The sequence below is a fragment of the Lelliottia jeotgali genome (assembly GCF_977070485.1).
Genome location: NZ_CDRVFO010000004.1, coordinates 65,325 through 78,684, shown reverse-complemented (window position 1 = coordinate 78,684; position 13,360 = coordinate 65,325). Strand labels below are relative to the sequence as shown.

Below are 13,360 nucleotides of genomic sequence, written 5' to 3'. Positions count from 1 at the left end.
GGGTCAGCGCAGCTGGAACCAGGTTGTCTTGAGCTGGGTGTACTTGTCGAAGGCGTGCAGCGACAGGTCGCGGCCAAAGCCCGACTGGCGGCCGCCGCCAAAGGGCACCGCCACATCAAGGGCATCGACCGTGTTGACCGAGACGGTGCCCGCCTTCAACTGCCGGGCCACCCGGTGGGCGCGGTTGAGGTCGTCGCTCCACAGCGAAGCGGCCAGGCCATAAACGCTGTCGTTGGCCAGGCGTACGGCCTGCGCTTCGTCGTCAAAGGCAGTGATCGCCAGCACCGGGCCGAACACTTCCTCGCGGGCCAGGGCCGAATCCGGGCGCACGTCGGCGAACACCGTTGGCGCGATAAAGTTGTTCGAGCCGTTGAAGCTCAGCCGCTGGCCGCCGCACAACAGGCGGGCGCCGTCGCCCTGGGCCTGCTCGATGGCAGCCATGACACGTGCGCTCTGGGCGTCGTCGACGATGGCGCCGGCGCGGCTGGCCGGGTCCAGGGGATCACCGGGCAGCCACTGGCGGGCCTTGGCCAGCAGGCGCTCGACGAATTCGTCGTGGACCGAGCGCTGCACATACAAGCGCGAATTGGCAGAGCACACTTCGCCCTGGTTGAAGAAGATGCCGAAGGCCGCTTTCTCTGCTGCAAGGTCCAGGTCCTGGCAGTCGTCGAACACCAGGTTCGGGCTCTTGCCGCCACACTCCAGCCACACCTGCTTGAGGTTGGATTGCGCCGAGTACTGCATGAAGTGCTTGCCCACCTGGGTGGAGCCGGTGAACACCAGGCAATCCACATCCGGGTGCAGACCAAGGGCACGGCCAGCGCTTTCACCCAGGCCCGGCACCACGTTCAGGACACCTTCGGGCACACCTGCCTCAAGCGCCAGTTCGGCCAGGCGCAGGGCCGAGAACGGCGACTGCTCGGCGGGTTTGAGCACCACGCTGTTGCCGGCGGCCAGCGCCGGGGCGACCTTCCAGGCAGCCATGTCCAGTGGGAAATTCCAAGGCACCACGGCGCCGACCACACCCAACGCTTCCCGGGTGACCGTGGCCAGGGCGTTGCCTGCGGTTGGTGCGACCTGGTCGTAGACCTTGTCCAGCGCCTCGCCGTACCAGGCAAATACGTTGGCCGCGCCGGGCACATCGATGGTGTAGGCGTCCATCACCGGCTTGCCCATGTTCAGCGAGTCGAGCAGCGCCAGCTCCTCGCGGTGGGCCATCATCAGTTCGGCCAGGCGTAGCAACACGCACTTGCGTGCCGCAGGTGCCATGCGCGCCCAGAGGCCTTGCTCGAAGGCGCGACGTGCCGAACGCACAGCCTGGTCGATTTCGGTATCGCCGCAAGCGGCGACCTGCGCCAGCAACTGCCGGTTGGCCGGGTTGATGGCATCAAAGGTCACCCCTGACTGGGCCGCCAACGGGCGGCCGTCGATCAGCGCCGTGGTGATGAAGCTTTGCCTTGCAGCGCGCTGCTGCCAATCGCTTTTCGTATGCACGCAGGTCTCCCTTGCGGCCGCGCGGGCGGCCGGTCGCAGTTGTTGTAGGTGTGAGTGGCCGTGGCGCCGTCAGCGCCTTCGCAGGTAACTTTCCAGCGGGTCCTTGCTCAAGCCTTCCTGGGCCTGGGCCAGCGAATCGATGAACAGCGAGAACAGCTCGGACTGCTTGGCGATGTCGAGCTTGGTGTAGAGGTTCTTGCGGTGGGTCTTGACCGTGTCTTCACTGATGCCCAGGCGCTCGGCCAGCGAGCGCGTGGAGTGGCCGCGCAGCAGGTACTGGGCGATGCGGCATTCGCGCTCGGTGAGCAGTGAGGAGCCAAAGTTGTTCAGCGCGGCGTTGATCTGCCGGCCCAGAGCACTTTCGAAGCGCCCGCCCACGGCGTCGACATCCAGGTGGCTCCACTGGCGCCGCACCACGGCCACCACCCAGGGCGCCACACATTTGAGGTCGCTGACCTGCTGACGGTCCAGGCGGCGGGTACTGGCCAAGGCAACGGCGATGGTCAGGTGTTCATCCAGAGGGACGATGAAGTTCAGTTCGTCCTCAAGATGTGCATGCTGGTAGAACGACAGGTAGTACTCGCTGCGCTTGAAATGGTCGGGGGCAACGTCGCTCAGGCGAAAGCAGCCGGCCGCCACACCGTCCATGCAGGCACGGTAGAACGGGCACAGCAGGTAATAGCCTTCCAGGTAGCGCTGCACGTTGCCTTCCGGCAGCCATGGCCCCTCTTCGTCCTTGACGAACAACGCCGAGGGCAGGCCCTTGCGTGGGTAAAGAAACACCGTGATGGCTTGGCACGGCGCAAGCAACTTGAGCGCGGCGAACAGCGCCTCGACGAAGCCCGGCGTGCCTTGGGCGTCGATGACACGGGCCATCTGCGCGTACCAGTCGGGCGATTTCAGCCGGTCTTTGCTCATTGTCGTTGTCCCATGCCGGGGTGGTCATGGTTGGGATTCTTGCATGGGATGCCGGGGGCGGCCATCACCCTTCGGGGTGAGGTTGTGGCATGCTCTGCAGCTCTTTCATTTCAGGGCCTGAACATGCTGATCGACGAAGAACTGACCCTGAAAAAACTCGAGACCTTCCTCGCCTTCATGCGCAGCGGCAACCTCGGCCGCGCTGCCGCCGAGTTGTCCACCAGCGCGGTCAGCGTGCACCGGGCCATTCATTCGCTGGAAAGCGCCCTGCGCTGCCCGCTGTTCAAGCACGAAGGCCGTCAGCTGATTCCGCTGGAAAGCGCCTATGTGCTGGAAAAGAAAGCCCGCCAGTTGATCCAGGACGCTGAGCAGATGGTGCGCCAGACCCGCGAGGCCGCCGGTTTCTACGCCGAACGCTTCCGCCTCGGGGCCCTTTATTCGCTGACCGTGAAGACCGTGCCCAAACTGGTGATGGGCCTGAAGCTGCGGCGCAGCGAGCTGAATATCGACCTGACCCTGGGCTCGAATGTCGACCTGCTGCAGCGGCTGAAGAACCATGAACTGGAGGCGGTGCTGGTGTCGCTGGATGAAAGCGTGGCCGACCCTGCCTGCGAGCAGTTGCCGCTGTTCTCCGACGATATCTACCTCGCCGTGCCCACCGATTCGCCGTTTGCCGAGCAGCAGGAGGTGGACCTGGCGGACTTGGCCGAGTCCACCTTCATCACCCTGACCCAGGGCTTTGCCACCCACCGCGATGGCGCACGGGTGTTCCAGCAGGCCGGGTTCGAGCCGAAGGTGGCAATGCAGGTGAACGATATCTTCACCCTGCTCAGCATGGTCAGTTCGGGGGTGGGCTTTGCACTGTTGCCGGGGCGCATTGCCGCGGTGTACGAAAACCGTGTGAAGCTGATTGCGCTGCAACCGCGTTACCGGCTGCAGCAGCATATTGGCGTGGTGTTCCTCAAGGCCCGGGAGCGCGAGCCCAACCTGCTGGCGCTGCTGGCGGAATGCCGAATGTACAGCCGGGAAAACTGAGCGGCGCACACCGCGGCGGTTCGCCAGAACCACCGCGACAAGGCCGGCCTACGCCACCAGGCCACGCATGCAGAAGTACAGCAGCGAAGGCCCCAGCAGGCAGCCCAAGGCGGTGTAGAACGCTGCGGTCAGGCAGCCATAGGGCACCAGCTTGGGGTCAGTCGCCGCCAGCCCACCGGCCACACCGCTGGAGGTGCCCATCAAGCCACCGAAGATCACCGCAGTGCGCGGGTTGTTCAAACCGATCATCGGTGCCACGAACGGCGTCACCACCATGACCAGGATCGCTTTGACCAGCCCGGCGGCAATCGACAGCGCCATCACCTCGGAGCTTGCGCCAATCGCAGCGCCCGTCACCGGCCCTACGATATAGGTCACTGCCCCGGCGCCGATGGTGGTCAGGCTGACCGCATCGGTGTAACCAAAGGCCATGGCCACCCCTACCCCTGCGACGAACGAAGTGCCGATGCCGAAGAACAGTGATATCACCCCGGACACCCCGGCGCGCTTGAGTTCTTCGATGTTGACGCCAAAGGCCGTGGCGACGATGGCGAAGTCCCGCAACATGGCCCCGCCCAGCAGGCCGATGCCCGACAGCAGCGGAATGTCCACCAGCCCTTTCTGCCCGCCCGTCATCACCCCGCCGACGTAAGACAATGCCAGGCCCAGGAAAATGGCGATGGCAGAGCCGTGCAAACGCCCGCGGGTCAGCTTGTCGGAGAACCAGTAGGACAGCCACATGGTCACGCCGATCACCGCGAAACCACTGACCAGGCCATAACCGTTGATCACTTTCATCATGGATTCGTACATGGCGGTCACCGTTGCGAAGCAGTCAGGGGGTTGTCGGTGCCCGCCTCAGGCTTCTTTTGCCCGATGCGGTCCAGCAGCGGCACCATGGCAAAGCTTGCGACCACCGCCACGACGCCGGCCATTATCGCCATCGGCCCCCCGGACAGCGCGCCCAGCACATTCTGCTGGGCGGCCATGGCCACCACGATGGGGATATAAATGGCGCTCCAGAATTCCACGCCCTGTTCGGACTTGGCCTTGATCAGGCCACGCTTGTTGAGGTAACTGCCGATGAAGATCAGCAGCAGCATGGCGATGCCGACACCGCCGACGTTGGCTGGTACACCCAGGAGCTTGCCCAGGAGTTCGCCGATAAACAGGCCTACAAGGGTACACAGGGCCAGAAAGGCCACACCGTAGATGATCATTGTTGTTGTCCTCGCGTTGGGTCGAAGTTGCTTGTTGTTGTCCTTCGAAAAACACGGCATTTATGGGCGCTGGCTGACCTCCTGACGCAGCAGGGCGTCCACTGTATCGAGTCGGGTTTGCTCCAGGGCAAGCACGCGCCCCTGTTCGAACACCGGGCGGGCCAGGCCGGTCAGCACGCTGCCGGGCGGTAGCTCCAGGTGCAGGCGCACCCCGCGCTCATAGGCGTTGCGCAACGTAGCACGCCAGTCGACGAGCCGGGCCATGTTGCCGGCCAGGTCGTCACGCAGGCGTTGCGGGTCGAACAGCGGCCGCGCGCTGCTGCCACTGAGGTAGGTGATGCGCGGGCGGTTGATCTTAACGCTGGCAAACGCGTGGGCCAGCTCGGCCGCCGGGCAGTCGAGCAAGCGGCAATGGGAGGGCACGCTGACCGCCAGGCGCCTGGCCACGCCCTGGCCACGGCTGCGCGCCCTGGCGGCAACCTCGGCCATGGCCGTGTCGCTGCCGGCGATGACGATCTGATTCTCGCTGTTGAGGTTGGCCAGGTACACCTCGCCGCCCACCTGCGCCAGCAAGCGCTCGACACTGGCCAGGTCCAGGCCACTCAAGGCGGTCATGCCGTAGCCTTGGGGGTAGGCACGTTGCATGAGCTCACCACGCAGGGCCACAAGGCGTACAGCATCGGTAAATGCCAGGGCGCCCGCGGTGACGGCGGCAGGGTAGGCGCCGATCGACAGCCCTGCCACATAGTCGGGCGCCGGGCTGTGTTGCAACAACGTGCGCGCCCAGGCCACCCCGGCCATCAGCAGGCACAACTGCACGGCGCGGGTCGATTGCAATGCCTGCTGGCTGTCCAGGGCCAGCACCTGTTCATTGAGGGTGTCACTGGCCTCTTCCAGCAACGCTGCCGAGCCTTCGGGCAGGCGATGCAACATCCCCGCCTGCTGCGCGCCCTGGCCAGGGAAGGCGAACAGGCTGCTCACGCTGCGCACTCCAGCAGGTTCCACGGGTCGCCCACCAACCGTGCGCCAAGCGCCGACTTGAGCAGCACCCGCTGCGCCACCCCGGCCCATTCGCGCAGGGCGATGCCACCTGCTGGGGTTTGCAGTTGCACGTCGATACGGCAAGGGCTGCAGTCGAGGCTATCGAGCAACTCACGGGCCTTTGCCCGGCTCATGGGCCGCGGTGTGCGTAGCAGCAGGTCGAGGTCGCTGGCCGCGTGCAGCACCTCAACCCCTGTAGCCAGCTGGTAACCCACCCCACCCGTCGGCCCCCAGGCCAACCCGCAGGCGTCGAGCACCGGGGCCACGCTGGCCAGCGCCTGTAGCGCGGCCCAGGGGCTCGTGCCCTGCCCGCGCAAGGCTTCGGGGCGCAGTTGCCGGCGAATGTCCGCCAGGCGCATCTGAACACCCAGGCGCTGCGCGCGCCCCTCCCCGCGCAGCCCCACCGCCACCCAACCTGCCGCGCAGCAGGCACGGCGCACCACCACCGGCTGCCCGGCTGCCAGTACCTGCGTGGCCCAGGCAGGGGCATCGACAGGCAGCGCGGCCGGGGTCATCCCCCAGAGCAGGTCATGTGGCTGCGGCGCGCTCATCTCAGGCCTCCTGCCACTGGCTGCGCAAGCGTGCACGCACTTCGCGGGACGCGCTGCGGTGCTCGCCGGCCAAGCGTGACGTCAGGTCGGTCGTGTTGCCGATATCGCGCAGCGCTTCGGCCAGGCAAGCACGCACCTGAGCCAGGTCGCTTGCGCTCGGGGTATCCGCGCTATCCACGCTCAAGCGCCGCCACAAAAGGCCCAGCGAGGCATAGCTGGCCAGGTCGTAGGCCATCGGCGGAACCTCAGCGGCCAAGGCTTCCAGTTCCTCGACGCTGCGCAAGGTGATTCGCGCCGCCGCTGCCTTGCCCATCGCGTGCACCATCACCCCGCTGTCATCCAGTGCAATCAACCGCTGGGCCTGGTAGCCGTGGGCCAGGAACGCACCGGACATGGCCTTGCCCACCAGCAGGCCGATGACCGGGTGCCCGGCCAGGCGTGCCTGGGCATAGGCCTGCACCGCAGCGGCCAGCGCCTGGTGGATGCCCAAGGCTTCCTCGCGGCGGCCATAGGCCTGGCTGGGCACATCAATGACCGCGACGATGGCGCGTTTCTCGCCATCGCGGTCCAGCTCAATCGCTTCGCTCACCGCCTTGGCCAGGGCCCAGCCCTCGAGCAGGCCGACTTCACCGTTGCGCGCCCGCGGGAACGGGTTGTGCGCATCCGGCACCACGGCAATGAAGCGCGCCGTGCGATTGTCCAGCTCGCCGTCGATAACCCGCAGCGAGGCGGGATAGCCCGGCAGTGCTTCGCTGCCGGCCAGGCCAGGCAGCCAGTTCAGGGCACGGTTCATGGGGCATCTCCTTGGTAAAGGGCGCGCACGGCGGCGGCATCCAGTTGCGGGCAGTCGTTACCCAGGCTTGCAAGCCGTTCGAGGTACCAGGCGTGGCGGCCTGCGCGGTTGGCACTGGGTGCGTCGAGCAACTGCAGCAGCTGCTGGCGAATGCTGTCGACGTCATCGGCCACATAACCATCCACCAGGCCGCTGGCGTGGCGTTGCTCGCCACCGGTCAAGCTCCAGATGAAGGGGCGGTCCTTAGCGTCGTATTCGGCGATGCCTGCTTCCTGCTCGATCACCTGCGGGCCGTTGAGGCCCAGGCGCGCCTCGCGGGTCACCAGCAGGTGGCTGCAAAGGCCCGCTGCGATGGACATGCCGCCAAAACAGCCCACCGAGCCTGCGACCAGACCGACCACCGGCTGATGGCGGCGCAGCTCGACGATGGCTGCCTGTATCTCGGCAATCGCCGCCAGGCCCAGGTTGGCCTCCTGCAGGCGCACCCCGCCGGTCTCCAGCAGCAGCACGGCGCAGGTCGGGATGCCGTTGCGGTTGTCTTCGATCGCCAGCTCTAGAGCACCGGCAATCTTGGCCCCGCCCACTTCGCCCATGCTGCCGCCCTGGAAGGCGCCTTCGATGGCGGCGATGACCGTGTTGCGGCCACCCAGCAAGCCCTTGGCGATGATCACGCCGTCGTCGGCCTGGGGCACGATGCCCTGGCGTGGCAACCACGGCGACATCAGGCGCTCGAACGGGCCTAGCAGCTCGCGAAAACTGCCCGGGTCGAGCAAGGTGCGGGCACGCTGGCGCGCCCCCAGTTCGACGAAGCTGCGGCTTTGCAGCAAGCGTTCGGTGTCAGTCATGGGCGATCTCCTCGAAACCTTGCTCAAGGCGCAGGCGTACCACGCCAGGCGTGGCGCCGAAATCATGGATGTCGATGTTCACCGCCGGCCACGTACGGCCTTGGAACAGGCGCTGGAACAGCTGCTCCCAGCGTGCGCCGCTGCCGTTGACCGAAGTCACCACCTGAATGTTCAGGCTGCCGGCCGTGCCGGGCTCCATCAGGACTTCCAGGTCACCCGAGCTGACGCAACCCACCAGGGTGCGACCACGGCCAGGCTCGGCGGCCGGGAATTGAAAGGTCAGGGTTTCCATGTCACAGGCTCCCGGCTTTGTCGAGGAACAGGCAGGCGGCCAGCAGGTCGGCGGCACCGCCCGGTGAGGCGTTCAGTTGCAGCAGTTGGGTGTCCAGCAGGCGCAGATGGCGGCGGCCGTCGAGGGTGGCACTGCCACCGGCTGCGAGTACATGGCGGGCGCCCTGTTGTAGGGTTTGCAGTCCCTCGGGGCCGGTGCGCCAGAGCACGCAGGTGTCACTGAGCGCAGCCATGATCGCCAGCAAGGCATCGAGGCGTGCGTGGTTTTCGCTGACACCGGTGGCGCGGCTGCGGCGCAGTTGCGGCAGACCGTGTTCGATCACGGCAGGAAAGCCCTGTTGCGCCTGTTCGCGGGCACCTCCGGCGCCGTAACGGCGGCGTACCTGGGTGCCATGGCTGTCGTGGGCGGTGGCGGCCGGGTCATCGATCAGGGCGATGCGCCCGGCACGGGCTGCAATGGTTCTCGCGTCGGCCTGAGCATCCAGGGCCCGGGCGGCCACCAGCAAGCCAAGGGCCCATATCGCGCCGCGGTGGGTGTTGACTCCGGCGGTGGTGGCCAGCATCGCAGCCTCCCCTTCACGGCCGATACGGCCCAGCTCGATGCGCAGCGCCAGGCCAACCTCGCCATGAGCCTGGGCGGCGTCGGCCATTTGCCGCAAGCAAGGCCAAAGGGCAAGCGCCGAGGCATGCATAAGGGCCAACGTCATGTCGCTGTGCGCGCCGCTGCTGCGCCGGTCCACCAGGCCCGGCTTGGGTGACAGGTCGGCCTCGTCGATCAGGGCTTCCACCGCCAGGTCGGCCAAGTGGTCGGCAAGGGGAATTGCGGTTTCAGGTGCCGGCCTGATCGCCGGCAAGCCGGATCCCACAGGGATTGCGCAGTTTTCAAGCGAGCGGGCAGCCCCGTGAAGGGGGCCATACGGTTGCAGATCGAATAGTTGCATCACCAGCTCCTGAACCGTGCGGGCGGGTTGTACAGGCCACCGGACCACTCCACCAGGTCGGCGATGCTGCGCGCGGCGAGCAGTTCACGGCTGGCATCGGTGCGGCGGATGCCAAGGTCTTCGGGCAAGGCCACCAGGCCTTGCTGGCGCAGGCGCAGGGTGTCCTTGGGGTCATGGCGCAAGCCAATGGCGGTGACCCCAGCCACGGCGGCGATCATCTGCTGGCGCTCTTGCAGGCTGCGGGCCTTGTACAGGTAGGCGATACCCTCTTCGGTCAGCAGGTGGGTGACGTCATCGCCGTAGATCATCACCGGTGCCAGCGGCATGCCGGCCTTCTTCGCCACTTCCACGGCGTCCAGGGTTTCGACGAAGGTCGGTTTGCCGCCTTCCTGGTAGGTTTCGACCATCTGCACCACCAGCTTGCGGCCGCGTTCGAGCAAGGTCTCGGGCACCGTCATGTCGAGCCAGGCCGGCGTGGCGTGGCGCCGGCCGCGGGGGTCGTGGCCCATGTTGGGCGCGCCGCCGAAGCCGGCCAGGCGGCCGCGGGTGACGGTCGAGGAATGGCCATCACCATCGACCTGCAAGGTGGCGCCGATGAACAGGTCGACCGCGTATTGCCCGGCCAGCTGGCACATCATGCGGTTGGAGCGCAGCGAGCCGTCGCGGCCGGTGAAGAACACGTCCGGGCGTTGCGCGATGTAGTCCTCCATGCCCAGTTCGGTGCCAAAGCAGTGCACGCTTTCGACCCAGCCGGTCTCGATGGCCGGGATCAGCGTGGGGTGCGGGTTGAGCGTCCAGTTGCGGCAGATCTTGCCCTTCAGGCCCAGCGACTCGCCGTAGGTCGGCAAGATCAGCTCGATGGCGGCCGTGTTGAAACCAATGCCGTGGTTGAGCGACTGCACGTTGTGTTTTTCGTAGATGCCGCGGATGGCCATCATCGCCATCAGCACGTGCACCGGTTTGATGTGCCGTGGGTCGCGAGTGAACAGTGGCTCGATGTAGAACGGCTGGTCAGCGACCACCACGAAGTCCACCCAGGAAGCCGGAATGTCCACGCGCGGCAGGTCGTCGACGCGGTCGACCAACTGGTTGACCTGGGCGATCACCAAGCCATCGCTGAAGGCTGCCGGCTCCACCAGTGCCGGGGTGTCCTCGGTACTGGGGCCGGTGTACAGATTACCGTCACGGTCAGCCATGAACCCGGCGACCAGAGTGACATTGGGGATCAGGTCGACCAGCAGGCGCGAGTACAGCTCGATGTAGGTGTGAATGGCGCCGACTTCGAGCAGGCCGTCTTCCAGCAACTGGCCGATGCGCAGGCTCTGCGGGCCGGCGAAAGAAAAGTCGAGCTTGCGGGCAATACCCCGTTCGAACAGGTCCAGATGCTCGGCGCGGCTGACGCTGGGCATGATCATGTGCAGGTCGTGCAGGCGCTCGGGGTCGGCCTTGGCCAGCGAACGGGAGAGGAAGTCGGCCTGCTTCTGGTTGTTGCCTTCGAGCACCACCCGGTCACCTGGGGCGATTAACAGCTCCAGTGCCTCGACGATGCGCTCGGTCGGCAGCACCACACCGTCGGCCAAGTGACGGACCCGCTCCAGGCGGCGCTGCTTCTCGGCGCGCCGCCTGGACCACTGCGGCGGTGGATTCTTCGTTATGGTCATGGGTGACTCCACGGGTTCGCTGTCGTGGGGGCACAGTAGGACGCGGGGGTTTGGTGATCAATCAAGCTGGGGGTGTGATCGTTACGGTCAGGGTAATGGTTGCAATGGGGTTGCCTGCAGTGCACGACCCTGAAAAACTCAAAGCCGTAGCCATGGCAAAAACGCACGCCTCACCTGCAGATATATCCATTGTGCAGGGCAATTTTGCATGACAGGATCCACCGATCCTCCAGCGCACTCCAGACTTCACTTGGAAAATCAATAACAAAGCAGGGAGAACGCGATGACCGCGCACGCTTATACCTCGACAACGGCCCATGTTCTGGCCGAGGTCCGCAACCAGATTGGCCACCTCACCCTCAACCGCCCCAGTGGCCTCAATGCCCTGACCCTCGACATGGTGCGTAGCCTGCGCCACCACCTGGACCGCTGGGCCGATGACCCGCAGGTACAGGCGGTAGTGCTGCGCGGCGAAGGCCCCAAAGGCTTTTGCGCCGGCGGCGACATCCGCTCGCTGCATGACAGCTACAAGGCTGGTGACACGCTGCACGAAGACTTCTTCGTCGAGGAATATGCCCTGGACCTGGCGATCCACCGCTACCGCAAACCTGTGCTGGTGCTGATGGACGGTTTCACCCTCGGTGGCGGCATGGGCCTGGCCCAGGGCTGCGACCTGCGTATCGTCACCGAGCGCAGCCGGCTGGGGATGCCCGAAGTCGGCATCGGCTATTTCCCCGACGTTGGCGGTAGCTACTTCCTCTCGCGTATTCCCGGGGAGCTGGGCACCTATCTGGGCGTCAGTGGGGCGCAGATCCAGGCGGCCGATGCGCTTTATTGCGGGCTGGCTGACTGGTATCTGCCAAGCGAAAAACTCGCTGAACTGGATAAAGGCCTCGACCAACTGGACTTCGGCGCCCATGCGCTCAAGGCCCTGCAGGGTCTGCTGGCCAGGCTGGGCAGCCAGGTACTGGACGACGCGCCGCTGGAAAAGCTGCGCCCGGTCATCGACCACTTCTTCGCCCAGCCTGATATGGCAGCAATCATCGAGCAACTGCGGGCAGTCAGCATCGGCGACAGCCACCAATGGGCGCTGGCCACCGCCGACCAGCTGGAAAGCCGCTCGCCACTGGCCATGGCGGTTACCCTGGAGATGTTGCGCCGCGGCCGTCACCTGCCGCTGGAAGCGTGCTTCGCCATGGAGCTGCACCTTGACCGCCAGTGGTTCCAGCACGGCGACATCATCGAAGGCGTGCGCGCCCTGATCATCGACAAGGACAAGCAGCCACGCTGGAACCCGCCGACCCTGGCGGGCCTGCAACGCCAACGCGTCGACCAATTCTTCGAAGGCCTGTGAGCCGGGGAGTACACAGATGCAAGACCTGGAACTGAGCGAAGAGCAGATCATGATCCGCGACATGGCCCGGGACTTCGCCCGCGGCGAGATCGCCCCGCATGCCCAGGCCTGGGAAAAAGCCGGCTGGATCGATGACGGCGTGGTGCGCAAGATGGGTGAGCTGGGCCTCTTGGGCATGGTCGTGCCGGAAGAGTTCGGCGGCAGCTACACCGATTACGTGGCCTATGCCCTGGCCGTCGAGGAAATTTCCGCAGGCTGTGGCGCAACCGGTGCGATGATGAGCATCCACAATTCGGTGGGCTGCGGCCCGCTGCTGGCCTATGGCACGCCCGAGCAGCAGCAGGCATGGCTGCCGCGCCTGGCCAGCGGTGAAGTGATCGGCTGCTTCTGCCTGACCGAGCCGCAGGCCGGCTCCGAAGCGCACAACCTGCGTACCCGCGCCGAGTTGATCGACGGCCACTGGGTGATCAATGGCGCCAAGCAGTTCGTCAGTAACGCCCGCCGCGCGGGCCTGGCGATCGTCTTTGCCGTGACCGACCCGGAGCTGGGCAAGAAAGGCCTCTCAGCATTCCTGGTACCCACCGACAACCCGGGGTTCAAGGTCGATCGCAGCGAGCACAAGATGGGTATCCGCGCATCCGACACCTGCGCCGTGACCTTCGACAATTGCCGCATCCCCGCCGCCAACCTGCTGGGTGAGCGTGGCAAGGGCCTGGCCATTGCCTTGTCCAACCTGGAAGGCGGGCGTATCGGCATCGCAGCCCAGGCCCTGGGCATCGCCCGTGCCGCCTTCGAGGCTGCGCTGGTCTATTCCCGCGACCGCGTGCAGTTCGGCAAACCGATCAACGAGCACCAGAGCATCGCCAACCTGCTGGCCGACATGCAGGTACAGGTCAATGCCGCACGGCTGCTGATTCTGCATGCCGCCCGCCTGCGCAGCGCAGGCAGACCCTGCCTGTCGGAGGCGTCACAGGCCAAGCTGTTCGCATCGGAGATGGCCGAACGGGTGTGCTCGATGGCGATCCAGGTGCATGGCGGCTATGGCTACCTGGAGGATTACCCGGTTGAGCGCTATTACCGTGACGCACGCATCACGCAGATCTATGAAGGGTCGAGCGAAATCCAGCGGATGTTGATCGCCAGGGAGCTGAAGCACTATCCGTTGTGATGTTCCTCGCTGAGGCCCACAGGTAAAGCCCTGCCGCCAGGCTGGCAG

General features: G+C 65.8%; 14 protein-coding genes. 3 read left to right on the top strand and 11 right to left on the bottom strand.

The annotated features are described in order from the left end of the window. Positions 1-3 precede the first annotated feature (3 nt). Together ACW4TB_RS07500 and ACW4TB_RS07495 are read right to left on the bottom strand one after the other, a co-directional pair. The gene (locus ACW4TB_RS07500; protein ID WP_279931123.1) at positions 4-1,494 is read right to left on the bottom strand and encodes an aldehyde dehydrogenase; all 1,491 of its coding nucleotides are present in this window, start codon (positions 1,492-1,494) and stop codon (positions 4-6) included. Between the two features lie 69 nt (positions 1,495-1,563). After that, on the bottom strand, positions 1,564-2,412 hold the full coding sequence (locus tag ACW4TB_RS07495) for a helix-turn-helix transcriptional regulator (RefSeq protein ID WP_119687137.1): 849 nt from the start codon (positions 2,410-2,412) through the stop codon (positions 1,564-1,566). 123 nt (positions 2,413-2,535) lie between these two features. Between ACW4TB_RS07495 and ACW4TB_RS07490 the strand changes: the two genes are divergently transcribed. Then, positions 2,536-3,447: a LysR family transcriptional regulator gene (locus ACW4TB_RS07490; protein ID WP_012314724.1), complete on the top strand. Its 912-nt coding sequence runs from the start codon at positions 2,536-2,538 to the stop codon at positions 3,445-3,447. A gap of 48 nt (positions 3,448-3,495) precedes the next feature. Here the strand turns inward: ACW4TB_RS07490 and madM are convergent, their stop codons facing one another. From madM to mdcA, 9 genes are read right to left on the bottom strand one after another with little or no spacing between them, the layout of a single operon-like run. Further along, positions 3,496-4,260 (bottom strand): malonate transporter subunit MadM, encoded by a 765-nt coding sequence (gene madM / locus ACW4TB_RS07485; RefSeq protein WP_012314725.1) that lies wholly within the window; start codon positions 4,258-4,260, stop codon positions 3,496-3,498. 5 nt (positions 4,261-4,265) lie between these two features. Further along, a complete protein-coding gene (madL, locus tag ACW4TB_RS07480) occupies positions 4,266-4,667 on the bottom strand; it encodes a malonate transporter subunit MadL (RefSeq protein ID WP_254465883.1) in 402 nt (133 codons plus the stop codon). Between the two features lie 60 nt (positions 4,668-4,727). After that, on the bottom strand, positions 4,728-5,648 hold the full coding sequence (gene mdcH / locus ACW4TB_RS07475; protein ID WP_254465884.1) for a malonate decarboxylase subunit epsilon: 921 nt from the start codon (positions 5,646-5,648) through the stop codon (positions 4,728-4,730). Then, positions 5,645-6,259, bottom strand: coding sequence for a malonate decarboxylase holo-ACP synthase (locus ACW4TB_RS07470; RefSeq protein WP_279931119.1), 615 nt, complete (start codon positions 6,257-6,259; stop codon positions 5,645-5,647). The genes mdcH and ACW4TB_RS07470 overlap by 4 nt, the downstream gene beginning before the upstream one ends. A gap of 1 nt (position 6,260) precedes the next feature. Beyond that, positions 6,261-7,052 carry a biotin-independent malonate decarboxylase subunit gamma gene (mdcE, locus tag ACW4TB_RS07465; RefSeq protein WP_012314729.1) on the bottom strand — a complete coding sequence of 264 codons (792 nt, stop codon included), beginning with the start codon at positions 7,050-7,052 and terminating at the stop codon, positions 6,261-6,263. Beyond that, positions 7,049-7,879, bottom strand: coding sequence for a biotin-independent malonate decarboxylase subunit beta (locus ACW4TB_RS07460; protein WP_455842948.1), 831 nt, complete (start codon positions 7,877-7,879; stop codon positions 7,049-7,051). Before ACW4TB_RS07460 ends, mdcE begins: the two co-directional genes overlap by 4 nt. 10 nt (positions 7,880-7,889) lie before the next feature. Beyond that, positions 7,890-8,189, bottom strand: coding sequence for a malonate decarboxylase subunit delta (locus ACW4TB_RS07455; RefSeq protein WP_012314731.1), 300 nt, complete (start codon positions 8,187-8,189; stop codon positions 7,890-7,892). 1 nt (position 8,190) lies between these two features. Beyond that, the gene (locus tag ACW4TB_RS07450) at positions 8,191-9,129 is read right to left on the bottom strand and encodes a triphosphoribosyl-dephospho-CoA synthase (RefSeq protein WP_279931114.1); all 939 of its coding nucleotides are present in this window, start codon (positions 9,127-9,129) and stop codon (positions 8,191-8,193) included. Continuing rightward, positions 9,129-10,790, bottom strand: a complete 1,662-nt coding sequence (gene mdcA / locus ACW4TB_RS07445; protein WP_012314733.1) for a malonate decarboxylase subunit alpha — start codon at positions 10,788-10,790, stop codon at positions 9,129-9,131. Before mdcA ends, ACW4TB_RS07450 begins: the two co-directional genes overlap by 1 nt. A 283-nt stretch (positions 10,791-11,073) precedes the next feature. Here mdcA and ACW4TB_RS07440 point away from each other — a divergent pair, with 283 nt between their 5' ends. Together ACW4TB_RS07440 and ACW4TB_RS07435 are read left to right on the top strand one after the other, a co-directional pair. Beyond that, positions 11,074-12,144, top strand: coding sequence for an enoyl-CoA hydratase/isomerase family protein (locus ACW4TB_RS07440; RefSeq protein WP_254465888.1), 1,071 nt, complete (start codon positions 11,074-11,076; stop codon positions 12,142-12,144). Between the two features lie 16 nt (positions 12,145-12,160). Continuing rightward, complete coding sequence (locus ACW4TB_RS07435; RefSeq protein WP_254465889.1) at positions 12,161-13,312, top strand: acyl-CoA dehydrogenase family protein; 1,152 nt, start codon at positions 12,161-12,163, stop codon at positions 13,310-13,312. The last annotated feature ends 48 nt before the right edge of the window (positions 13,313-13,360 follow it).

Coding starts and splice junctions, on each gene's coding strand:
- ACW4TB_RS07435 (WP_254465889.1), top strand. CDS start 12,161: ATGCAAGACCTGGAACTGAGCGAAGAGCAGATCATGATCCGCGACATG.
- madM (WP_012314725.1), bottom strand. CDS start 4,260: ATGTACGAATCCATGATGAAAGTGATCAACGGTTATGGCCTGGTCAGT.
- ACW4TB_RS07455 (WP_012314731.1), bottom strand. CDS start 8,189: ATGGAAACCCTGACCTTTCAATTCCCGGCCGCCGAGCCTGGCCGTGGT.
- madL (WP_254465883.1), bottom strand. CDS start 4,667: ATGATCATCTACGGTGTGGCCTTTCTGGCCCTGTGTACCCTTGTAGGC.
- mdcA (WP_012314733.1), bottom strand. CDS start 10,790: ATGACCATAACGAAGAATCCACCGCCGCAGTGGTCCAGGCGGCGCGCC.
- ACW4TB_RS07450 (WP_279931114.1), bottom strand. CDS start 9,129: ATGCAACTATTCGATCTGCAACCGTATGGCCCCCTTCACGGGGCTGCC.
- ACW4TB_RS07490 (WP_012314724.1), top strand. CDS start 2,536: ATGCTGATCGACGAAGAACTGACCCTGAAAAAACTCGAGACCTTCCTC.
- ACW4TB_RS07470 (WP_279931119.1), bottom strand. CDS start 6,259: ATGAGCGCGCCGCAGCCACATGACCTGCTCTGGGGGATGACCCCGGCC.
- ACW4TB_RS07440 (WP_254465888.1), top strand. CDS start 11,074: ATGACCGCGCACGCTTATACCTCGACAACGGCCCATGTTCTGGCCGAG.
- mdcE (WP_012314729.1), bottom strand. CDS start 7,052: ATGAACCGTGCCCTGAACTGGCTGCCTGGCCTGGCCGGCAGCGAAGCA.
- ACW4TB_RS07495 (WP_119687137.1), bottom strand. CDS start 2,412: ATGAGCAAAGACCGGCTGAAATCGCCCGACTGGTACGCGCAGATGGCC.